The 20,388-nt window shown below is 60.2% G+C and carries 22 protein-coding genes; 10 read left to right on the top strand and 12 right to left on the bottom strand.

Annotation, left to right across the window (positions count from 1 at the left end):
• Positions 1–20 precede the first annotated feature (20 nt).
• On the bottom strand, positions 21–764 hold the full coding sequence (gene dapB, locus ACS5PN_RS16350) for a 4-hydroxy-tetrahydrodipicolinate reductase (protein ID WP_439465036.1): 744 nt from the start codon (positions 762–764) through the stop codon (positions 21–23).
• Entirely contained in the window at positions 761–1,339 is a 579-nt protein-coding gene (locus tag ACS5PN_RS16355) for an outer membrane protein assembly factor BamE (protein WP_439465037.1), read from the bottom strand. Before ACS5PN_RS16355 ends, dapB begins: the two co-directional genes overlap by 4 nt.
• Positions 1,340–1,451: 112 nt before the next feature.
• Here ACS5PN_RS16355 and fur point away from each other — a divergent pair, with 112 nt between their 5' ends.
• Complete coding sequence (gene fur, locus ACS5PN_RS16360) at positions 1,452–1,895, top strand: ferric iron uptake transcriptional regulator (RefSeq protein WP_119038997.1); 444 nt, start codon at positions 1,452–1,454, stop codon at positions 1,893–1,895.
• Here the strand turns inward: fur and hprK are convergent, their stop codons facing one another.
• The 3 genes from hprK to hpf all read right to left on the bottom strand — a co-directional run bounded on the left by hprK (position 1,896) and on the right by hpf (position 3,963).
• Complete coding sequence (gene hprK, locus ACS5PN_RS16365) at positions 1,896–2,852, bottom strand: HPr(Ser) kinase/phosphatase (RefSeq protein ID WP_439465038.1); 957 nt, start codon at positions 2,850–2,852, stop codon at positions 1,896–1,898.
• A 37-nt stretch (positions 2,853–2,889) separates the two neighbouring features.
• Positions 2,890–3,360, bottom strand: a complete 471-nt coding sequence (locus ACS5PN_RS16370) for a PTS sugar transporter subunit IIA (RefSeq protein ID WP_056200063.1) — start codon at positions 3,358–3,360, stop codon at positions 2,890–2,892.
• A gap of 261 nt (positions 3,361–3,621) precedes the next feature.
• Positions 3,622–3,963, bottom strand: coding sequence for a ribosome hibernation-promoting factor, HPF/YfiA family (gene hpf, locus ACS5PN_RS16375; RefSeq protein ID WP_056200061.1), 342 nt, complete (start codon positions 3,961–3,963; stop codon positions 3,622–3,624).
• A gap of 405 nt (positions 3,964–4,368) precedes the next feature.
• Here hpf and corA point away from each other — a divergent pair, with 405 nt between their 5' ends.
• The 3 genes from corA to ACS5PN_RS16390 all read left to right on the top strand — a co-directional run bounded on the left by corA (position 4,369) and on the right by ACS5PN_RS16390 (position 7,634).
• Complete coding sequence (gene corA, locus ACS5PN_RS16380; RefSeq protein WP_439465039.1) at positions 4,369–5,358, top strand: magnesium/cobalt transporter CorA; 990 nt, start codon at positions 4,369–4,371, stop codon at positions 5,356–5,358.
• 469 nt (positions 5,359–5,827) lie between these two features.
• On the top strand, positions 5,828–6,754 hold the full coding sequence (locus ACS5PN_RS16385; protein ID WP_439465040.1) for a MerR family transcriptional regulator: 927 nt from the start codon (positions 5,828–5,830) through the stop codon (positions 6,752–6,754).
• A gap of 13 nt (positions 6,755–6,767) precedes the next feature.
• Positions 6,768–7,634 carry a ferritin-like domain-containing protein gene (locus ACS5PN_RS16390; RefSeq protein WP_439465041.1) on the top strand — a complete coding sequence of 289 codons (867 nt, stop codon included), beginning with the start codon at positions 6,768–6,770 and terminating at the stop codon, positions 7,632–7,634.
• 63 nt (positions 7,635–7,697) lie between these two features.
• On the opposite strand, the gene ACS5PN_RS16395 is transcribed toward ACS5PN_RS16390, so the two are convergent.
• From ACS5PN_RS16395 to ACS5PN_RS16420, 6 genes are all read right to left on the bottom strand, one after another.
• The gene (locus ACS5PN_RS16395; RefSeq protein ID WP_439465042.1) at positions 7,698–8,567 is read right to left on the bottom strand and encodes a hypothetical protein; all 870 of its coding nucleotides are present in this window, start codon (positions 8,565–8,567) and stop codon (positions 7,698–7,700) included.
• 19 nt (positions 8,568–8,586) lie between these two features.
• Complete coding sequence (locus ACS5PN_RS16400) at positions 8,587–9,459, bottom strand: ABC transporter ATP-binding protein (RefSeq protein ID WP_439465043.1); 873 nt, start codon at positions 9,457–9,459, stop codon at positions 8,587–8,589.
• The gene (locus ACS5PN_RS16405; protein ID WP_439465044.1) at positions 9,456–9,809 is read right to left on the bottom strand and encodes a GntR family transcriptional regulator; all 354 of its coding nucleotides are present in this window, start codon (positions 9,807–9,809) and stop codon (positions 9,456–9,458) included. The genes ACS5PN_RS16400 and ACS5PN_RS16405 overlap by 4 nt, the downstream gene beginning before the upstream one ends.
• A 430-nt stretch (positions 9,810–10,239) precedes the next feature.
• Positions 10,240–10,842: a hypothetical protein gene (locus tag ACS5PN_RS16410; protein ID WP_439465045.1), complete on the bottom strand. Its 603-nt coding sequence runs from the start codon at positions 10,840–10,842 to the stop codon at positions 10,240–10,242.
• Between the two features lie 56 nt (positions 10,843–10,898).
• Positions 10,899–11,333, bottom strand: a complete 435-nt coding sequence (locus ACS5PN_RS16415; protein WP_439465046.1) for a hypothetical protein — start codon at positions 11,331–11,333, stop codon at positions 10,899–10,901.
• Positions 11,334–11,345: 12 nt separating this feature from the next.
• Positions 11,346–12,440: a hypothetical protein gene (locus ACS5PN_RS16420; RefSeq protein WP_439465047.1), complete on the bottom strand. Its 1,095-nt coding sequence runs from the start codon at positions 12,438–12,440 to the stop codon at positions 11,346–11,348.
• Positions 12,441–13,336: 896 nt separating this feature from the next.
• Here ACS5PN_RS16420 and ACS5PN_RS16425 point away from each other — a divergent pair.
• Positions 13,337–13,648 carry a helix-turn-helix domain-containing protein gene (locus tag ACS5PN_RS16425; RefSeq protein ID WP_439465048.1) on the top strand — a complete coding sequence of 104 codons (312 nt, stop codon included), beginning with the start codon at positions 13,337–13,339 and terminating at the stop codon, positions 13,646–13,648.
• Positions 13,623–14,594 carry a reverse transcriptase family protein gene (locus ACS5PN_RS16430; RefSeq protein WP_439465049.1) on the top strand — a complete coding sequence of 324 codons (972 nt, stop codon included), beginning with the start codon at positions 13,623–13,625 and terminating at the stop codon, positions 14,592–14,594. Before ACS5PN_RS16425 ends, ACS5PN_RS16430 begins: the two co-directional genes overlap by 26 nt.
• A gap of 52 nt (positions 14,595–14,646) precedes the next feature.
• On the opposite strand, the gene ACS5PN_RS16435 is transcribed toward ACS5PN_RS16430, so the two are convergent.
• The gene (locus tag ACS5PN_RS16435) at positions 14,647–15,444 is read right to left on the bottom strand and encodes a hypothetical protein (protein ID WP_439465050.1); all 798 of its coding nucleotides are present in this window, start codon (positions 15,442–15,444) and stop codon (positions 14,647–14,649) included.
• A gap of 17 nt (positions 15,445–15,461) precedes the next feature.
• On the opposite strand from ACS5PN_RS16435, the gene ACS5PN_RS16440 reads away from it, so the two are divergent.
• The 4 genes from ACS5PN_RS16440 to ACS5PN_RS16455 all read left to right on the top strand — a co-directional run bounded on the left by ACS5PN_RS16440 (position 15,462) and on the right by ACS5PN_RS16455 (position 20,209).
• Positions 15,462–15,707, top strand: coding sequence for an antitoxin VbhA family protein (locus ACS5PN_RS16440; RefSeq protein WP_439465051.1), 246 nt, complete (start codon positions 15,462–15,464; stop codon positions 15,705–15,707).
• Between the two features lie 26 nt (positions 15,708–15,733).
• Positions 15,734–15,961: a hypothetical protein gene (locus ACS5PN_RS16445; RefSeq protein WP_439465052.1), complete on the top strand. Its 228-nt coding sequence runs from the start codon at positions 15,734–15,736 to the stop codon at positions 15,959–15,961.
• 5 nt (positions 15,962–15,966) lie between these two features.
• On the top strand, positions 15,967–16,170 hold the full coding sequence (locus ACS5PN_RS16450; protein ID WP_439465053.1) for a hypothetical protein: 204 nt from the start codon (positions 15,967–15,969) through the stop codon (positions 16,168–16,170).
• A 499-nt stretch (positions 16,171–16,669) separates the two neighbouring features.
• Positions 16,670–20,209, top strand: coding sequence for a hypothetical protein (locus tag ACS5PN_RS16455; protein ID WP_439465054.1), 3,540 nt, complete (start codon positions 16,670–16,672; stop codon positions 20,207–20,209).
• Positions 20,210–20,388: the final 179 nt, after the last annotated feature.

Genomic DNA, 20,388 nt, shown 5'->3' on the forward strand with positions numbered 1-20,388 from the left:
CTCGGCCCGCTGGCGCCCCATCATGAATTGAATCCGAGCACGTCGTTCATGCCGAACAGGCCGTTGCCCTTGATGACGCCCGCCAGGAAGCGCGCGCAGCGCAGGCTGCCCTGGGCGTAGATGGTGCGGTTGGTGGCCTTGTGGCTGACCTCGATGCGCTCGCCGATGCCGGCGAACAGCACGGTGTGGTCGCCGATGATGTCGCCGCCGCGCACGGTGGCGAAGCCGATGGTGGACGGGTCGCGCGCGCCGGTGACGCCTTCGCGGCCGTAGACGGCGCATGCCTTGAGGTCGCGGCCGACGGCGTCGGCGACCACCTGGCCCATCTGCAGGGCCGTGCCGCTGGGGGCATCCACCTTCATGCGGTGGTGGGCCTCGACGATCTCGATGTCATAGCCCTCGGCCAGCGCGCGGGCGGCCATGTCCAGCAGCTTGAGCACGACGTTGACGCCCACGCTCATGTTCGGCGCGAAGACGATGGCCGTGCGCTCGGCGTGCCTGGCGATCTCGGCCTTCTGGGTCTCGTCGAAGCCGGTCGTGCCGATGACGGCCTTGACGCCCAGGTCGGCGCAGACGGCCAGATGGGCCAGCGTCGCCTCGGGGCGGGTGAAGTCGATCATCACGTCGGCGCCGGCCAGGCCCGCGCGGACGTCGTCGCCCTTGTCCAGGGTGACGTGCAGCGCACAGTCATCTGCCGCCTCGACGGCCTCGATCAGCATCTTGCCCATGCGCCCGGAGGCGCCCATGACGGCGACCTTGATCACGAACCCGACCCAGTCTTGGCGTCCAGCGGCGGGTAGGTGCGGCCCGGGGCCGGGCCTTCGGCGGCGGCCGTGGGAGCGGCGTCGGCGCTCTTCTTGGGCGGCGGCAGGGCGCCGCGCTCGGCTTCGCTCAGCTCCAGCTTGGGCGTCTTGCTGTCGGGCTTGAAGGTGTTGACGGCGGCGACGAACTCGTTCTCGGCCGGCAGATCGTCCGGCACCGTCAGTTCCTTGAGCTTGTCTTCGTCGAAGGTGGCGACGACCAAGCGCTGCTGATAGGCGGCGCCCTGGCGGCGGATGGTGAAGACGTAGTCCCAGCGCGACTCGTGGAAGACGTCGGTCAGCAGCGGCGAACCGAGCAGGTCGCGCACCTGGGCCTTGGACATGCCAGGCTTGACGCGGGCCACCATTTCCTTGGTCAGCACATTGCCCTGCACGACCTCGACGCGATAGGGCGTCACGAAGCCGAGCACCTTTTCACCGGTGACGGTGGGCAGGGAATCCCAGGTGGGCAGATAGGAGCAGCCGCCGAGCAGCGCAAGCAGCGCAAGCAGCGGGAGAGAGGCAAGCAGGGGACGCATCGGGCGGCTGGCTGAAGGGCGGCAAGGGGACGGGAAGCGCCGGCCGGAAGACCGGCTGGCTATGATCGGCGGATTCTAGCGGGGCCCTTTCCGGCTCCGCCGCCCGCCTGCCATGCCCAGCTCCTCCCCCAAGAACCAGACCAGCGACATCAAGAACAGCGGCCTCAAGGCGACGCTGCCACGCATCAAGATCCTCGAGATCTTCCAGCGCGCGGCGCAGCGACACATGACCGCCGAAGATGTTTACAAGGCTTTGCTCGGCGAAGGCGCCGACATCGGCCTGGCGACGGTCTACCGCGTGCTGCAGCAGTTCGAGCAGGCCGGCCTGCTGAGCCGCAACCATTTCGAGACCGGCAAGGCCGTCTACGAGCTCAACGAGGGCCACCACCACGACCACCTGGTCTGCCTGAACTGCGGCAAGGTCGAGGAGTTCTTCGACTCCGGTATCGAGGAGCGCCAGCACGCCATCGCGAGCCAGCGCGGCTTCCAGCTGCAGGAGCACTCACTGGCGCTCTACGCCACCTGCATCAAGACCGACTGCCCCAACAAGAGCTGATCAGTCCAGGGAGCCGTTGTCGATGGCGCGCTGGTGGCGCTCGACGAATTCCTTGTAGGTGTCGATACCGCGCAGCTGCAGGATGGTGTTGCGCACCGCGGCCTCCACCAGCACGGCGAGGTTGCGGCCCGCGTCCACGGCGATGACGACCTTGCGCACCGGCATGCCCAGCACGTCCTCGTACAGGGGCTCGTAGGGCAGGCGCTCGAAGTCGCGCTCCATCGTCTCCTTGCGCACCAGGTGGACGATGAGCTTCAAGCGCATCTTGCGGCGCACGGCCGTCTCGCCAAAGATGGACTTGATGTCCAGCAGGCCGATGCCGCGCACTTCCAGCAGGTTGAGCAGCAGCTCGGGGCAGCGGCCTTCGATGGCGGTCTGGGCGATGCGGAAGAAGTCGACCGCGTCGTCGGCCACCAGGCCGTGGCCGCGCGAGATCAGCTCCAGGCCGAGTTCGCTCTTGCCCAGGCCCGATTCGCCGGTCAGCAGCACGCCCAGGCCCAGGATGTCCATGAAGACGCCGTGGCGGGTGGTGCGGTTGGCGAACAGCTGGGACAGATAGCCGCGCACCAGGTCAATGACGTGGCCGGCGGATTCGTTGGTGCGGAACAGCGGGATCTCGGCGCGGTCGCACATGGCCACCAGGCGCGGCGGCGGCACGGTGTCGTCGGCAATGATGATGACCGGCGGCTCCAGCGTGACGATGCGCGAGATGCGCCGGTCCTGGATCTCGGTGCTTTCCTGGCTCAAATAGGCCACCTCGCGGCGGCCGACGATCTGCACCCGGTAGGGGTGGATGTAGTTCAGGTAGCCGACAAGGTCGGCGGCGCTCTGCGCATCGCGCACGGCGGCTTCGTCGAAGCGGCGCTCGGGGTGGGCGTGCCCGGCGATCCACTCCCATCGAAGGGCTTCGCGGTGCTCTTCAAACAGCCGCTCGGCGCTGATCGAGGTGGGTTTCAATTCAGATCAGGGTAAACGCGAAGCGGCGATCGGCGGCTCAAGCGACGGACTTCAGCGGCTCCCAGGCCGCGATCAGCTTGTGCAGGGTGGCGGCGTCGGGCTCGGCCTTGAGCTGCTCGCGCAGTTCGCGGTCGGACAGCATCTCGGCGATCTCGGACAGGATCTCCAGATGACGCTGGGTGGCCGCCTCAGGCACCAGCAAAAAGATCAGCAGGCCGACCGGCTCGTCGTCCGGTGCGTCGAAGCCGATGGGCTGGGCCAAGCGCAGCACGGCGGCCAGCGGGTTCTTCAGGCCCTTGACGCGTCCATGCGGGATGGCGACGCCATGGCCGAGGCCGGTCGAGCCCAGGCGCTCGCGGGCGAAGAGGTTGTCGGTGACCAGCGCACGGCCCATCTGGTGATGGTTTTCGAACAGCAAACCTGCGTGTTCAAAGGCGCGTTTCTTGCTAGACGCATCCACATTCACCAACACGTTGTCGGCGGGCAGGATGGCGGCGAGACGGTTCATGGGTTGAGGCTCAGCGTTGGGGGCGCTTTCAAAGCGCGGCGTCTGCCGGGCGGGTGGGTCAATCAGAGCGTCAGATTATGGAACCCAGCGCCGTTTTGGGGTGGGCGGTAGACCCTAGACCCGTGGAAAACGCCCCTGCACACCCATGAATGCGGGTTTTTGCGGCACTGCAGCAACAACCGATTGCCCCTGAGCGGCGCTCTATTGCGCATCGCAAAAACAAAAGCGGCCCGAAGGCCGCCGTGAGATGAGTTGGCAGGCTCAGCGTGCCGGCACCTCGAGGCGCTTGGCCGAGGCGTGGTGGTGATCCTGCACCTTGTCCTTGTGGCGGCAGACCTGGCGGTCCAGCTTGTCCATCAGTTGGTCAATGGCGGCGTATAGATCCTCGTGGGACTGTTCCACGAAGATGTCGCGGCCCTTCACGTGCAGCGTGACTTCAGCGCGCTGGCGTCGTTCCTTCTCCTTTTGCTTCTCTACGGTCAGCAGGACGTTGATATCAACAACCTGGTCGAAGTGGCGAGTCACACGGTCCAGCTTGGTTAGCACGTACTCGCGCAGCGCCGGGGTGACTTCGAGATGATGGCCACTGATCGTCAGATTCATAAAGCCTCCTTTCAGAGGGATGGGACGGAAAACAAACCAGAAAACTAAGACGAAGGGGAGGAGGGAGAGGAGGGGTCTTTCGGGTAGCGGAGGTGGGTGGGAGTGGGGGAATCGACGAGCCCAGTTTGCTCGCGAAGCCGCTGCGTGACAAGGGGATGACGGTGACCGTTTGTCGGCTGGAGGGCCTCGTTTTTGCGGCTTCTTTCACGTCTTGCGCGGGTGCAATAATCCTCGGATTCCCCCTACGGAGAGCTTCTTGGACAGCGATCACCCTCGGTGACCGTCCACTCCCGCCGCCGGCCTGTCTGAGGCCCGCCCGCCCGGAGTGAGACGGTTGACTGAATCCCGCCACCCCGGACGGCGCCAGCCGTCGTCCCCCTTCGCCAGCCTTGCTGGAGACGATGCATGCTGAATGTGTTCACGCTGGACAACGGGCGCCTGAAGGGCGGCCTGTTCCAGGAAGAAATCGAAACTGCCGAGGACCTGGCCCAGTCGCGCCCGGTCTGGGTTGACCTGGAGAGCCCGAGCGCCGAGGAAAAGGGCTGGATCCGCGATCGCTTCGGCCTGACCATCCCTGAAGACATCGTCGACGAGGATCTGGAGGAGTCGGCCCGCTTCTACGAGGAAGACAACGGCGAGCTGCACATCCGCTCAGACTTTCTGATCGAGGGCGATGACAGCCAGGATGGCAAGCCCGCACGCAATGTGCGCGTCGCCTTCATCCTCTTCAACAACGTGCTGTTCTCCATCCACAACGAGGACCTGCCGGTGTTCCGCCTGCTGCGCCTGCGCGCGCGTCGCATCCCGGCCCTCATCGAAGACGCCAAGGATGTGCTGCTCAAGCTCTACGACGCCGACGCCGAGTACTCGGCGGACGTGCTGGAAGGCATCTACGACAAGCTGGAGCTTGTCAGCGCCCGCGTGCTGAAGAGCGACGTGACCGATGCCGAGGCCGGCGAAGTGCTGGGATCAATAGCCCGCGAGGAAGACTTGAACGGCCGCATCCGCCGCAACGTCATGGACACGCGCCGCGCGGTCAGCTTCATGATGCGCAGCCGCATGCTGAACGCCGAGCAGTTCGAGGAGTCGCGCCAGATCCTGCGCGACATCGACTCGCTGGACTCGCACACGGCCTTCCTGTTCGACAAGATCAACTTCCTGATGGACGCCACCGTCGGCTTCATCAACATCAACCAGAACAAGATCATCAAGATCTTCTCGGTGGCCAGTGTCGCCCTGCTGCCGCCCACGCTGATCGCGTCCATCTACGGCATGAACTTCAAGAACATGCCCGAGCTGGAGTCGGCCTGGGGCTATCCGTTCGCCCTCGTGTTGATGCTGATCTCCGTCGCCGCACCCTTCATCTACTTCCGTCGCAAAGGATGGCTGAAGTAGTCACTCCCGGCCGTGCATGAAAAAGGCCCGCGTCGTGATGGCGCGGGCCCTGGTCATAAAAGCGGTCGCAGAACGCCTCGAAGCCAACGAGGGAGGGAGGGAGGAGGAGGAGAACGGCTTGCGAGATTGCTGCTCTGATTCAGAGAGGTTGCGCGACCTAAATTCCTGGTTGAACGGAGAGTGCGGCGTCGAGCCGGACTCGGGTTTTCACTGGTGTGTAGCTTGAGAGTGGATGCCGAACGCGGAATTCCAAGGGGCTGTACCGGGTTCCTGTGACGATTGTTGTCCTCGTCTTGGGCTGTCTCACATCACCCCGCGCCGCGGCAGCAGGAATACAAACAGTAGGACGTGTAAGCCGCTTTGTCGAATATTTCCAGGCGTGTTCCGCACGGCCCGACCCGTCGCGGCAGGAATCGACTACCGTCCCCACCTTGTCCAGGGCGAGCCATGAGCGATTCGAGGGCCTGAGATGACTGACCCCGCCAGCGGCATCGGCATCGCCGCCGTCGAGCGCGATACCGGCATCCACAAGGAGACGCTGCGTGTCTGGGAGCGCCGCTACGGCTTCCCGTCGCCCCAGCGCGATGCCTCCGGCGAACGCCTCTACCCGCCCGAGCAGGTGCAGCGCCTGCGCCTGCTGAAGCGGCTGCTGGATGCGGGTCATCGCCCCGGCCGCGTTGTCCCGGCGCCGGCTCAGGAGCTGTCGGTCCTGTTGCAGCCGCCGGTCCCGCCTGATCCGGGCGCCGCACCTCAGGCGCCGGAGATCGCCGCCTGCGTCGCCCTGCTGCAAGTCCATGACGCGGCCGGGCTGCGGAACGCCCTGTCGCAGGCCCTGCTGCGCCGCGGCCTGTCAGGCGCCGTCCTCGAGGTCTTCGCGCCGCTGACCGTCCGCGTTGGCGAGTTGTGGATGGGCGGCCGCCTGCAGGTCTTCCAGGCGCATCTTTTCGGCGAAGCCCTGCAGACCGTGCTGCGGCAGGCTCTGCACACGCTGCCGTGCGCCCAGGGCCGCCAGCCGCGGGCGCTGCTGACGACGCTGCCGGGTGAGGGCCATGCCCTGGGCCTGCTGATGGTCGAGGCGCTGCTGGGCCTGGAGGGGGCGGTCTGCCTGCCGCTGGGCCCGCAGACGCCGCTGACCCAGTTGCCGGTCGCAGCGCAGGCCTACCAGGCCGACGTGGTCGTGCTGAGCTTCAGCGGCCAACTGCCGCAGCGGGCCGTGCTGGACGGCTTGTCCAGCCTGCGGACGCAACTGCCCGCCACCGTTGAAATCTGGGCCAGCAGCAGCAGCCGGGCACTGCGTTTGCCGGGGTGTCCGGAGGGCGTTCGCTGCCTTGACGGGCTGGCCGCCATCGCTGCAGAAATGACACGCTGCCGCGAACTTTTAGAATGCCGCCTCTAGACGAGGATTTCTCATGCTTTACCCCGAACTGTTCAAGCAACTCGAAGCCGTGCGCTGGAACATGGACCGCGACATTCCGTGGGACAAGTTCGACGCATCCCTGCTGAGCGACGAACAGGCCCAGACCATCAAGATGAACGCCATCACCGAGTGGTCGGCACTGCCGGCCACCGAGATGTTCCTGCGCGACAACCGCGAGGACAGCGACTTCTCGGCCTTCATGTCGGTCTGGTTCTTCGAGGAACAGAAGCACAGCCTGGTGCTGATCGAATACCTCAAGCGCTTCCGCCCCGACCTCGTGCCCACCGAGCAGGAGCTGCACGAGGTGCGTTTCGACTTCGACCCGGCGCCGGCGCTGGAAACGCTGATGATGCATTTCTGCGGCGAGATCCGCCTCAACCACTGGTACCGCCGTGCGTCCGAGTGGCACAACGAGCCTGTCATCAAGGCCATCTACGAAACCCTGTCGCGCGACGAGGCCCGCCATGGCGGCGCCTATCTGCGCTACATGAAGCGTGCCATGGCCAAGTTCGGCGACGAGGCCCGCGCCGCTTTCGCCAAGGTCGGCGTGCTGATGGCGAGCGCGCGCCGCACCGCCCAGGCCCTGCACCCGACCAATCTGCACGTCAACGCCAAGCTGTTCCCGCGCGACACCATCCAGAGCCGCCTGCCCGACCCCGAGTGGCTGGAGCGCTGGCTGGACACGCAGATCCAGTTCGACTCGGTCTGGGAGAACAAGGTTGTCGAGCGCATCCTGCACAACATGAGCCTGCTGATGGACCGCAGCTTCGCCACCGTGCAGGAGCTCAACCGCTTCCGCAAGGAAATGGCGGCCCGCATCGTCAATCCGTCTTCGGGCGAAGGCCTGGCACCCGCCTGACACCGCGCGGCGCCAACAAGAAACGGGGCCGCGGCCCCGTTTTGCTTTTGGACGAGCAACCGATCAGGCGCCACGCGCCCGCTTCATCACCACCAGGGCGAAGCCGGCGGCTGCCACGGCGGTCCAGCCCAGGAACTGCAGCGAGGCCAGCTCGGCCAGCGTGCGGCCCAGGTCCTGGGCCATCCACGCCCACAGGTTCTCGCCCGAGGACATCAGCGCCGCCTTCAGGCCATGTTCGTCGCCCACCAGGGTGTGGTTGAGGCGATTGTTCCAGTCGCCCAGCACTTCCAGCGGCCAGTCGATGCTGTAGACCTTGTGCAGCACCAGGGTGACGACGAAACCGCCGACGAAGACCAGGGGCACGCCCAGGCGCTTGAGCCAGGCGGAGGCTGCCATCAGCACGAAGATCATCGGCGCCAGCCACAGCAGCAGCGGCACGGTGCCGATCAGGCCACGCACCAGCAGCGGCAGGGCGGCAGAGATGACTTCGCCCCAGTTCAACGAGAGCGCTTCGCTGAAGCCCACCTTGCTGCCCAGCACCGACATTGCGATCGGGATGCCGAACAGCGCGCCGATGACGGCGCCGCCCAGGGGTGCCAGCCAGGCATGGGCCAGCACCGTTGCGGCTACGCTTTCGCTCGGGCGTCCCGGCAGGGACAGCCAGAACTCGATGGAGCGATCCTGGGCGTCGCGCCGTGCCAGGCCCGGCAGCTGGAACAGCGCCACCAGCAGGCAGACGACAAAGACCGTGGCAGCGCTCAGCAGCAGCATGGCCAGGGCCAGCAGCTCCATGTGCTCGGTCGGCAGGCCCTGCACCTGGCCGAAGGGCAGCATGGCCAGGAACAGCACGGGCGGTGCGAAGGCGGCGATCAGCCAGCCGCGCTTGTGCTGCATCCATTCGCGCAGCAGCAGGGTGGGGAGGTGGGAACTCATGACGGCATCTCCTTGGGGTTTAGGCGGCCTGCTTGCCGTTCAGCGCCGGGTTGCGGGTCAGCGCCATGAAGAGGTCGACGAGGCTGGGGCGCACGCGCTGACCCAGGCTCGCCACATGCTCGGGCGGGGCGCCGTCGAACAGCGAGGTCGTGCGGCCCTGCTCGCGATAGCGCAGCAGCGGGTGGGCGGCGGCCATGGCATCGGCGGCGGCCGGGTCGTGGTTCAGGGCCACGAAGCGGCGGTCGATGTCCTCCAGGCTGATGGACAGCGCCACACGGCCCTCGTCCAGCATGATCACGTCGCTCAGCAGGGCCTCGACCTCCTCGACCTGGTGGGTCGAGATCAGCACGCTGCGCTCACCGTCGCACCATTCGTCGATGAGCATCTCGTAGAAGCTCTTGCGCGACACCACATCCAGGCCCAGCGTCGGCTCGTCCAGGATCATCAGCTTGGCGTCGATGGCGGCGATCAGCGCCAGGTGGGTCTGGGCCACCATGCCCTTGGACAGGCTCTTGATCTTGTCCGTTTCGCTGACGCTGGTGCGCTTGAGCAGGGCGCGGGCGCGCTCGGCCGAGAACTTGGGCTGCAGCCGCGCCATCAGCGTGATCAGCTCATGCACACGGGCCCAGCGCGGCAGCACCGCCACATCGGGGATGTAGCTCAGCTCTGTCAGCAGCTGCTGGCGGTTCTTGGTCGGTTGCAGACCCAGCACGTTCAGCTCGCCCTGCACCGGCAGCAGGCCGACCAGGGCCTTCATCAGCGAGGTCTTGCCGGCGCCGTTGTGGCCCAGCAGGCCGACGACGCGGCCCTTGGGCACGGTGATGGAAACGTCATTCAGCGCCGTCTTCTTGCCGTAGCTCAGCGTGACGTTCTTGACTTCGATGAGGTTCATGTCGACTCCCAGTTCAGATCCTTGGCGGTCAGCCCGAGGCGCTTGAGCTTGGCGCGCAGGGCCGGCCAGTCCTTCTGCAGGAACTGTTCGCGCTCCTGGCGCAGCAGCCGTTCACGGGCTCCCGTCGTCACATACATGCCCAGGCCGCGGCGCGACTCGATCAGGCCGTGGTCGCTGAGCGCTTGCAGGGCCCGCGTGACCGTCAGCGGATTGATGACGTACTGGCTGGCGAGAACGCGCACCGAGGGCAGGGCCTCGCCTTCCGGGGGGCTGCCGTCGAGCAGTTGCACCGCCAGGCGGTCGGCCAGCTGCTGGTAGATCGGCGCCTGGTCAGTCCAGGTGGGAGTCATGGGAGCTCCGAGGTGTGTTGCTGATGTAGCACACCATATCTCCCCGCCCGGTCGGGACCTAGCGGGGCGCGACAAACTGCAGATTCGGGGGGATGAGCCGTACGGGGTGACTGTCGGTTCTCACTCAAGGTGGAACTTTTCTCACCGAAGATGGAACTGCCACGGCCTCCCCGCTCGGCTGCTCCGACCGTCGGCGCTGGTGCGGCACTTAGGTGAGCTGGCTGATCGGTATGCGGCGGCGGCTGCCAGCCGGCGGGCAGCTCGTATCACTGCCGGGATTTCGCTCCGGGCCGAGATGGCTGCGCACTCACTACTTACGCCGCAAGTCTCTTTAAGCCGTCCAGACGGCGTCGCATGCTCAGTTTTTAGAGCTGACGCGTGAGGGAATTAGCCGAAGGCCCAGAGGTGCCGCGCGAGTTGACACGTTAAATCACGGAGTATTAGTTGTGTGCTTCGCAGCACCTCTCGCACTCTTATCTTTTGGCGCAACATTCAGAACTATGCCAATATGACGCACCGACATCGGGAGACCAGAATTCTGATGTTTATGGCTGGAGTAAAAAGAGAAGCTCGGGCGTGTGGGGCAATTTGCTAGAGTCAATTCAGGCGGAGGGTTGTCCTTAAGATAATCACGCCAGGTAGTGATTTTGTCGTTGGCATCCCCAGCTTTAACATAGATGAATGCACCGCCACGAGCATCCTGCCAGTCGAACGGCGAATATCGCGTTGTGAACTGCAAGAAGCCTTCGCGCATGTCGTCGAGCTTTCTATAAACCTTTGCCTCGCTGGTCCAGAACCATTTCTTTGTCGTTGAGCGTATTGTTATGTCGACGCTTCCGCCATGTTGTTCGCCAAACGTCGCCAGGTATCCCATTGATTCAAGATTGCTACCAATGAAATAAGAAATATCGTCTTCGCTTTGATTTTCGAAGCGATGGGGGTTCTGCTCCATACGCTGCACCAACTCATCGATGTCTCTGTGCAGGGTGTCAACAAATTGTGGATAGTTTGAAGCGTTGATGCGTTCAAGCATCCGATCACCACCGGGAGCAAGGCGCATCATTGCTATCAGCTCATGTGCCGACCCGCTCATGAGCCTTCCCGTCCGCTATCAACAGGTTGAATCCAGTCGGCTGGCCTGAACAAAACAGTTATCTGGCTTAGAACGGCCTCGTCCCTAAGCCCAGTCAACGGGTGCGTCAGGTCACTTCTGGCTTCCGCCATTTGATCTGCACTTACATCGACCGGAAAGCCATCCTCTCCAACAATTTCAAAGCGCATCTCCAGTGGGGCGAAAGTGGAAAGTAAGAAATACTGAAGAACGGACGCAAACTGCGCCTCCCCCTCTGATCCAGACTGTGCCGATTTGATGCCCGCCCCATCTTTGAGCATTCCCAGCGTGAGGTTGTGCTTGGTCGGCGGCGTCGAAAGATAAGAAATCAGCCGCAGGCATAGCGTGTACTCTTGCGGGCGCTGTTTCCAGACCCGCTCAACACTCTCGCGAAGTTCGTCGAGCGCGGACATGTGCGTCTCTTTCTAGCAAAAGGACATTGCCTTCGAGGTGGCTCGTAATATGTCGGTCTGAGTTGCAGCTCCCATGACTTCGAAGCCCCCTACGAACTTGTCATTCGAGGCAAGCATTGAGACCGATGATGATATTGCTACAGTTACTTTGCCCCCGGGGTTTTTGAATTCTAATTCCGTTAGAACCTCAAATGGTTCGACTTTATTGCCTACCGCTTCAGTAGCATTGGTGTGATATTTATTTATGCGCAGATCCTCGCCATCTACCAAGGTGCGCAGATGATCGATTAACCCCGTTGCGGTCCGAAGCTTCAGGCTCTTTAATTTGCCCCCGTTGCGAGCGTCGCTGTAAATTTCCCCGATTGCGGGAAACATATTCACAGGCCGCGTCAGCGGTCCAATAAAGGTCAAGGGAGGCAAGCACAAAGTAGCGGTCTGCAGTAGCAACCGGGTCTGCGTCTCCTTTTGCCCTTCGCGGGCTTGGCCCGGTGGCAGATCAATTTGAAACTCCACCCGTTTGAGTTTTGGCCTTATGGCGACTATGTCGAACGCCTGAAAGTATTTGGCTTTAAGGCCTAAGATTCGATCGAACCCGGCGAGGGATGGGGTCGATGCCCCAATTGCTGCTGCTGCGCTTCCCTCAAACAACTGCCGTTCAATATATTCTCGCCTTGAGCAGAACACCAAAATATAGTCGGCGCCCTGTTGGGTGATTTCGCACAATTCCATCTGGTTCCCGACGGCGTGCAGCGATGCCGCAGGGAGAATGAAAGGATAGTGGGTATGAAAAGCGTTTCTTGCCACCTGCGCTGATGCAAGGGCTTTCAGCAAATCGACGATGGCGGAATCATCCAAGTCGTACTGCTGGATGTACCGGTCGCCCGCTAAATTTATGCCTGCATAGTATTGCTGCAAAGCAGCGAGCAGTTCGGGCGCCTGCTTCTTGCCATTGAGAGCGTCATCTATGGCGCTCCAGCCCGTACGGGGGCGTAAATCTTTGGAGCCGAGATACTCGCGCACCGATGGCCATTTTGCCCGTAGTTTCAACGAGCGAAGCAACTCTCCGGTCAGTAGAGCTGGTACCGGCTTAGGTGTTCCTTGATTCATTATTTTCTTCCCTGTATCGCGGTGCGCAACTGCAGAACATGTGCGTTTAAAGACCGCACCAAGCGCATCGCGTAGCAGATCGTACGACTTGCAGTCGTCAACGCCTACCTAGCGTTACCCAGGGATGCCCAATAACAGCGGCGATAGGACGAACGTCTGTGCGTTGGCGCTTACCGCTAGCCACGTCAAGTTGCCGTCACGGAGCGCAGTGGCCAGCTAACGCGTCCACTGGGCTATGTTGAGTTGAACGACCGCTTATGAGGACCGTCAGTCGTGTCGGCGCGTCCTCATGTGGACGCAAGTTGCCGGGCCCTTCGCCCTGATGCACGTGATGTTGCGCGTGTCGCAGCTCGCTCGTGGGATGCGACCGCACTGCGATCGTTCGCTGACAGCGAAAAATTCTGTTCGCTGACAGCGAACTTGGTGTACGCTACGTCCCGTGTTCAGTTGAGAAGATGAATCCAGTGTTGTTCCCGGACCAGCAATGGTCTGCGGAGGTCTTCGGCCTCCAAACTTCTCCCCGGAAGCGGGTCGCGGTACGCGGCCGGTCTCCGCGGGTAGGCCACCGGCGGCTGGACCGCCGGTGGCAGTTAGGTAGAGCAGGGTAAAAGTCGTCCCTCTTCTTTAGTTGCGGGCTGGACCCTTCGGCATGTGGATCGAAGGGGCAACTGAGAAAGGATCGTATGGACAAAGACCATACCGCTGAACATGGACGACCGTTGAAAGTTGGGTTTTGGACGCAGGCCCGGGCAAGACTTTTGCCCCTGCTGAAGAACCCGTTGGTGTTGAAAGCTATCTGGTGGATGTTTCGAGGGGCCTACTGGCTCGTGCGGAAATGGCTGGATGAAGATTAATACCGAAGACGATCAACCCCTGCTTTTTCCTTATGGTGCTATATGCTTCATTCAGCTTTAAGACATCTGCGTAGGTATCACGGCTTAAAGCAGCAAGAAATGGCGAGCAAGCTTCAGATTTCGAAATCATATTTAAGTGAAATCGAATCTGGTGCAAAGGCCCATGCAATAACTGTTGAGCTGCTCAGCAAATACGCTGACATCTTCAATGTGCCCGTTTCTACATTGATGCTGTTTTCCGAGCAGCTTGATTCTGGTAAGCGTAGCGATAAACTGCGTGTAGCTATGGCGGCCAAGGTGATCAAGATGCTGGATTGGATTGACCAGCATGAGCACGACGAACAAGCCGCATAAACTTCAAAAGAAGCGACTCAAAAAAGAGATTCGGCGCGAGCGCAGCGCAAAATACTCTATTTCCGCGTCTCCACTTTATGCTTTAAAGAGTATCCATCGGCTTGCGGCGTTGTTGCGCATGACGGTGGAGGAAGTGCGCAACGTAGGAGAGAACCCAACGTACCGGCACTTTGTAGATGAATCTGTAGCTGGAAAGGTCCGCAAAATCCAGGAGCCTACTGGGCTAACACTGACTTTGCACTACCGGTTCTTGAGACTGCTGGACAGAATTCAACGTCCCGAATTTTTGCATTCTGCGACAAAAGACAGATCCCATCTCTCTAACTCATCACAGCATATTGGTGTGCGCGCAATGGCGGCGACCGATATAGCAAGTTTTTACGAGAATACTACGACGCAGCATCTGAAGAACTTCTTCCTGGGCTTGGGGTGGGCGCGTGACATATCAACTTTGATGTCCACGGCGCTTACGGTCGAAGGCCACTTGGCTACCGGAAGTGCCTGTAGCCCTTTGATGTCTTACTTCGTTCATCTGAAGTTGTTCGAGCGGATTGAAAATCTCTGCGATCAAGCTCAGGTGACGATGACGCTGTATGTGGACGATCTCACCATCTCGGGGAACCACGCAACAAAAACGCTGCTTCATCAGATAAAGGGTGAGTTCAAGCGTGCTGGACTCCGTAGTCACAAGGATCGGTTCGCTCCACCGGGGCGGCCAATGGTGGTGACTGGAGCAACGCCGTCACAAGATCGACTGCTCTTGCGAAATAAGCACCGTAAATCGATATGTGGTCTGCTGAGGGATCTAGCCGACGGCGATGCTTCTGGCCGGTCGGCCCTTGAAGGAAAACTGGCCTCAGCGCTGCAAACCGATCCGATTGGCGCGGCCCCTCTGATGGCCTCGTTTAAGACTACGCTTTCACGGCTCGATGAGGCCGCGAGTTGAAATTGATCAACCACGCGCAATAGTCACTTCTGGCATGCGTCGTTCGAACGCACTACTGATTTGGCGGGCCGCCGAAAGTTGTTAGCCGTGCTGGGTTGAATATCCAGGCGTAGGCGCTGCCGAAAGCGCCATTCAGGATGCCCTGTCCTGTCGCATGTAGGCGGTCATCAAGCGTCCCGGGCGGAAGGCGGAGGACTTGATAAATCGTGGCGACGTACTGCCAAACCAACGAGTTGAAGCTGCCCGACGGGAAGCCGAAGCGTTCGTCCCGCACCGTCGCCATTGGCATGATCCGTTCTTCCAACAGATCTGCCAGCGCCTGGGCTATTCCACCTTCAACGAAGCTGGGGCCAAGGAGCAGCATCATCCGCCAGATGTACTTGCCCCAGTAGAAGGCGGCGTGGGCTTCCCCACGGAGCGCCGAATACCGAAGCATCAGGATCTCGTCACCGCATTCCGAGCTGATGCGGTTCGCCCAAAACGCGGTCATCAAGGCGTCGGCGATGTCGCGCCGCGGCTTGCGAATCCATCGTCGCGCGGACGGGAAACCAGCGCGCTCCTTGAACGCCGCCAGAGAAAGCTCTGCAGATTCAATAGCTTGCATGCGCCATCCCGCCAGGCTCACCGCAAATAACCACCTTAACGTTACCTTGGACGAGGAGGTTGCGCCGCGGCGTGCCTGGCCGTCTGGGAGTGCCTTGAGCCGGAAGGTGACGAGCCATGCTGGCTCGTTGAGACGGATCGGGGCGCCTTTCTCGACAGCTTGTTTGGCACTCAGCCCGGCCGCGCCAGAAGGCTGCGGCAGTTGTGGGCAACTGGCGGCGCTTGCCGCGCCGGCGACGGTCTGCATTCCCTGAGGTTGTCGTCGTGAGCGACATTGCGAAGATCCGCCGCCGCTCGGCGCACGAGCAAGCGCTGGCGAGCACCCGCATCGAGGGCCACCAGCCCAGTGCGGAGTTTTTGCGCGACTGCGAAGCGGTGATCAACGGCGCGATGACGCGCGATCAGGCGCGTGCGGCCAGCTTGGCGCGAGCGTTGTCCAAGGATCGGGAAGCGGCAGCAGACTTGGCGGAAAGTCATCGCTGGGACGCGTCGGACGCCAACTCTGGATAGAGTCGGAACAGGTTTCAGGGGCGGCTATGGCAGACACGTTCGAGGACTTCGTTCGCAGCGGGCGCTTGCAGAAGAACTTCGACGACGCGGTTGAAAAAGCCGCCGACGAAGCTCGGCAGCGAGGTCTGCACAGACCAGTTGAGCCAACGCCGGCCGAGTCACAAGGTGATGAGCGCAAGCAGCGCGAAACGGATCGCGACGCAAAGGGCGGCCTGCTGCGTGACGACATCGATGGTGGGTATCAGGCCGGCTAGGTGTCATGGCGATCACGACATACAACGTGGACCGGAAACTCGATCAGACGCTTGAAGACCTGCGGCGGCACTACGGTGCGGCGTCGAAGGCCGAGGTGCTTCGCAAGGCGGTCGCCATCCTCAAGCTTGCACAAGAACACGAGCGCGCCGATGGATCACTATGGATTCGAGGTGTAGGCGTGCGTACCGTGCGAGTCATCATGCGCTAACTGCGCAATCACTTGCGTCGCCTGATGGATCGACCATCGAGAGCTGACTACATCGTTATCGCGAGATCAAGTTGGCCGGCGACCGCTTCAGGCTGGTCAGAGCCATTTGCGGAGGGCGGGCTAAGCGACCGCTGTGTTCAGCAGCCGAAGTCCGACGGTCAACGGCTCGACTGACCACTGCCTGCGTGCTGGACGGGCGCGTACACAAGGCAATAGCAGCGGGCTGCTTGGCTCTGCGCGCCGTCAACAGCTTCCAGCTATACCTTCCGATGTGATGGCTCTCATCAATCTTGTTGACGTGGCTCTGCGAAGGGATCGGCAGTCGTACCGATCAGGGTGTCGCGATGAGCGGGAAGGAGCCAAACTGGCACCACTTGGACGAGGCGAACAACGCTTCATTAGCCATGTTTCGATCCAAACCTCTACCCGCTAGCCAGGAACAAAAATGGAAAGAAATCGCTGTGAGGCCTTGATCACGGAAAGTACAAGGCAATACCTTGTGCAACGCTACTACCAAGAACCAGCGCTTTTGATGCGGCACCTTGATGCAAGCGCAAGGTTCAGCGCTGGAATGGGCGGATTACCCGCAGACGACACGTATAGCCCACCACTCTTCACTCAGATTAAGAGGGAGGCAGCCGCGTTTGGGGCTCAATTGGGTGTTGCAGGTAATGTTGCTAATATTTTATTTAAATCTTCGGCCAATACTGCAACTGGTCTTGCAGTCGCCTCATCAGCTATCGCCGCTTTCACTGCGGCGGTGGAAGTGCAGGAAGAACAGTATGAGCAGAGAGGGCGACAACTGCTTAACGGTGATCCTCGTCTAGCTGGCGAGGTTGCACGCCGTTTGATCGATCAAACCCGCTTCGCTTGGGGTTTCTTGAAGGAACCTTTCGGAGATCAGTACCCAATGGCCCAATTGCAGGGGAGTAGCAAAGCGTTTTTGGACGCTACTCGCGACGGCTTGCCACCTATTGGACAATTCAATGATGCTTGGTTGTCACCGAAGGCAATAGAGACTTGCCTTGAACAGGCTGGTAATGAAAATCCGATAACCGCCCCACTTCGAAAGATGCACGAGGCTGCTGTGATGGCGGCAGAAGGCGCGGAGCACGTCGATGAAGCCTACTCGCTTGGACTAGAAGATAAGTTGAACGCCTACTACGCTCAATGGCAGCGTTACGGCGCTGATCTCGTAGCCGGCGCAAAGAGCTTGGATGCGGAACAAATAACAAGCCAGGAGCGTGCTGATCGAGAAGAGGCGTGGAAGGCGGGTTGCGGACTAGTCGTTGCGATTGTTGGAGTCGGAAATGCTCCGCTGGCTCGGAAGTTAGATGCTATTGCGACAAACGGCTTGACGATTTCCAAACTCGTCGGGGGCTTGGCGAATGGGTCAATCACCGGGGCTGCCGGGGTCGTGGCGTACTGCAATGTGGTTACTGCTGTCTTCGCAATAGCGAGTGCCGTGATGGCGAATGAGGAGGAGAACCAAGCAATGGCCGGCCTCTTCAATGCCATTCGCGCCCTCGATGAGAAGCTCGAGCGAATATTAAAGGAGCTTGGCGAGATTCGGGGCGGAATTGAAGCGATTCGCAATGAGATCAGAGATGTACACGGCCTCGTTCGCAACGGTGTTGCGGCGATTGCGCGTCTACTTGGAGACCAAGCGCGTATCACATATGTGAATGCGCGGCACGAAGACTTCACAAAACTGGTGGTGCAGGGTGACAAGCTATCTGACCCGAATCTTAATGCCAAAGAGTTTGACGACGCCTTGTCAATATTCGTGGGGATGCTTTATGAGGTGGGTACTGCGCCGCGCCACACGGCGTGGGACATTTTCGATCATGCCAGCCCCCCAAGTCCTGAACTGATCGTGAGAAATCTCCAGCCTGAGATATACAACAGGCCTGGAGCATTCGATGATGACTTTGGTCCAGATGCAAGCAATTGCTTTGCCGGACTGCTCAATAGCCTACAGGGCCATTTCGTCGGCATCCCGCCAATAGAGGGCAATGTTCGATTTGCAGACGAGTTTTTAAGGATGGGGCTAAGTCCCGCAGTTTGGAGTTTGGGCGTCGAAAAAATTGTGATTGCATTTCATGAGCGTCGACGTCGATTCAAGCTTGGTGAAAATACTAATGGCAGATTTTGGGCGTCAGCGAGAGGGAAGACGTTCCTCGATCTGATTTCCGTGGGGAGATGGTTGCAGTCCATATCCAAACAGGCTGCGAGTGAAGACCACTGGAACTGGCTTCTCTCGAATCATGAGAAAAAAGTTCTCGATCTGATGGAGCACTTGAAGGATGTTGTGCGGCGGGGTCTTATAGAAAAAGGCTACCGCGCGTTGGATAGAAGCTGGACTCCACTTAATTCCCCGCGCGGCCAATGTACTGCCAAGGCGTATCTCGACATTCCGATCAGTCTGTTCTTTGGGTTCGGTATAGATTACGAATGGAGATTTCGCCAATTTTCGGCGCTTGTGGATGGTGAACCGGCTCCCAAACCTTCCAATATTGCAATGCTGGGTCCACAAGAGTGGACCTCCGAAACTTACACCTCCGAGACATTTTTGTCTCTCTTTCGCTTGGCGCTTAGTCTGGGAGTGATAGGTGAGGAAAGTGAAAGCCAAATGCTTCAAGGCTTAGATGCCGAGCAGACGGTTTGGATGGGAGGCGGGCTTGGACAACCAACATTTCGGGCCGACGAGCCAGTAGGTGTTAATACGCCGGCAATTACCCCTATCAAAGAAACGCTCAGGTACTTTTTCAAGACGGACCGAGGGTCACTACTTCTCGCGACGGCCTCTACATGCGAGTCTCGACTAAAAATAGTTAGTCAGGCGCCATTCGATTCATCCTTTTTGGAGCAGCTAACAGAGTTCGATCAGATCCAAGTGGCGAGAACAAGGTTCTCGACTTTCCTCGGAGAGGTGACGAAAAATGGCCCCTATTGGAATAACAGCACCAATATTCGCACTGGAAGGCAAATTTCTTACCAGCCGACTGTGGTGTCTGGGTATAAATTCATCGGCGTTGAAGATGAAAATGGGCATATTCGTGGCGCCGGCTTGGCGGTTGCTGAGAACGACAAACCCTTTGTCAAGCCTGCTTATGAGCTGATGCAGCCTGCAACGGTTGCGTGGAATGCAGCATTTGTTGACGATAATGCCTACCGATGTATGCGGCACAAGATTTCCCTGGGTCAGCCGGTGCGGCCTCTTGATGAGCCTGCATTGCTGGAAGCAATTTTAGAAGATGCACCGTTGAAGAGGGCAGAGTACCGGCTTGACAACGGCGGGCGATTCGTATGGTCAGGTTGGAATTGGGATTTATCCGTTGTCTTAATGAACTTATCGGAAAAGGCGATCGACGGATTGCTAACAGTCCATTATGTCGCCGGCGACTCTAATCACAGGCTTTTTGCTCGAGACCTGCGACGAAAAACAGCAGAGAAAGCTAGTGCTCTCAGGAAGGAAATAATCCTTGCGTATGTCGACAAATACGGGAGTGAACTGTTTACAGACTATGTTGTCCCAGTGATGCGTAGCTGGGCTGCCTGTTTTGTCGCCGCATCGAATCGTTACGGAGCATCAACGGGTTTGTCACTAGTTGCTGTGCAAAAGATGTACAGCAAGCGGCCTAAATACTTTAATCAGGCGGAGCTGGCACAGATTGCGGACCTTTGGGGAGTCGGCATCCTTGATCTCGCCTTCTTGGAAACGCAGCAAGTTTTTAATGAGGATGACTGGTTGCCATGGGCGCTGACCAAGCGCTATTGCAGCAATCAGCCTGCGCTGCAGTTTGATTCAGATCCCACTTACTTCGGTGGACTACAGCAAGACTTAGCGATTCTGGGCGATGGTGGTGTCGAGAAATGGGCAAAGGACGCGATGAGCATTTTCTCAACCTTAGACACGGCGAATCGGTTCCCCGCTGACTCTCTCCTCGCGCCGTGTGGAATTTCTTGCGTTGAAAGGTCTCTTGCAGGTATGTTTGAGTTTGTTGCGCCGTACCTTCAACGCCGCGTTGCGAACTGACACGTAATCCCTGATATCGGAATCGGCCGTATAAGCTCCGGAGCGCGAATCCAACTTCATGTGGCGGATGACGCAATCGCTACATGTTGTCAGCCACCCGCCGCCGAGGCATCGTCCAGCCGTCTGGGATGCACCAGTCAGCCGCGGCATGGCTCATTCCATGAGCTAAGCGGTGCCTA

Origin of the sequence: Roseateles sp. NT4 (genome assembly GCF_051857475.1) — a bacterium.
Taxonomy (GTDB): Bacteria; Pseudomonadota; Gammaproteobacteria; order Burkholderiales; family Burkholderiaceae_C; genus Pelomonas.

Bases quoted from the DNA above. Each gene is read 5' to 3' on its own strand.
- ACS5PN_RS16355 (WP_439465037.1), bottom strand. From the start codon at position 1,339: ATGCGTCCCCTGCTTGCCTCTCTCCCGCTGCTTGCGCTGCTTGCGCTG.
- fur (WP_119038997.1), top strand. From the start codon at position 1,452: ATGCCCAGCTCCTCCCCCAAGAACCAGACCAGCGACATCAAGAACAGC.
- ACS5PN_RS16370 (WP_056200063.1), bottom strand. From the start codon at position 3,360: ATGAACCGTCTCGCCGCCATCCTGCCCGCCGACAACGTGTTGGTGAAT.
- hpf (WP_056200061.1), bottom strand. From the start codon at position 3,963: ATGAATCTGACGATCAGTGGCCATCATCTCGAAGTCACCCCGGCGCTG.
- corA (WP_439465039.1), top strand. From the start codon at position 4,369: ATGCTGAATGTGTTCACGCTGGACAACGGGCGCCTGAAGGGCGGCCTG.
- ACS5PN_RS16385 (WP_439465040.1), top strand. From the start codon at position 5,828: ATGACTGACCCCGCCAGCGGCATCGGCATCGCCGCCGTCGAGCGCGAT.
- ACS5PN_RS16390 (WP_439465041.1), top strand. From the start codon at position 6,768: ATGCTTTACCCCGAACTGTTCAAGCAACTCGAAGCCGTGCGCTGGAAC.
- ACS5PN_RS16395 (WP_439465042.1), bottom strand. From the start codon at position 8,567: ATGAGTTCCCACCTCCCCACCCTGCTGCTGCGCGAATGGATGCAGCAC.
- ACS5PN_RS16400 (WP_439465043.1), bottom strand. From the start codon at position 9,459: ATGAACCTCATCGAAGTCAAGAACGTCACGCTGAGCTACGGCAAGAAG.
- ACS5PN_RS16405 (WP_439465044.1), bottom strand. From the start codon at position 9,809: ATGACTCCCACCTGGACTGACCAGGCGCCGATCTACCAGCAGCTGGCC.
- ACS5PN_RS16410 (WP_439465045.1), bottom strand. From the start codon at position 10,842: ATGCTTGAACGCATCAACGCTTCAAACTATCCACAATTTGTTGACACC.
- ACS5PN_RS16415 (WP_439465046.1), bottom strand. From the start codon at position 11,333: ATGTCCGCGCTCGACGAACTTCGCGAGAGTGTTGAGCGGGTCTGGAAA.
- ACS5PN_RS16420 (WP_439465047.1), bottom strand. From the start codon at position 12,440: ATGAATCAAGGAACACCTAAGCCGGTACCAGCTCTACTGACCGGAGAG.
- ACS5PN_RS16425 (WP_439465048.1), top strand. From the start codon at position 13,337: ATGCTTCATTCAGCTTTAAGACATCTGCGTAGGTATCACGGCTTAAAG.
- ACS5PN_RS16430 (WP_439465049.1), top strand. From the start codon at position 13,623: ATGAGCACGACGAACAAGCCGCATAAACTTCAAAAGAAGCGACTCAAA.
- ACS5PN_RS16435 (WP_439465050.1), bottom strand. From the start codon at position 15,444: ATGCAGACCGTCGCCGGCGCGGCAAGCGCCGCCAGTTGCCCACAACTG.
- ACS5PN_RS16445 (WP_439465052.1), top strand. From the start codon at position 15,734: ATGGCAGACACGTTCGAGGACTTCGTTCGCAGCGGGCGCTTGCAGAAG.
- ACS5PN_RS16450 (WP_439465053.1), top strand. From the start codon at position 15,967: ATGGCGATCACGACATACAACGTGGACCGGAAACTCGATCAGACGCTT.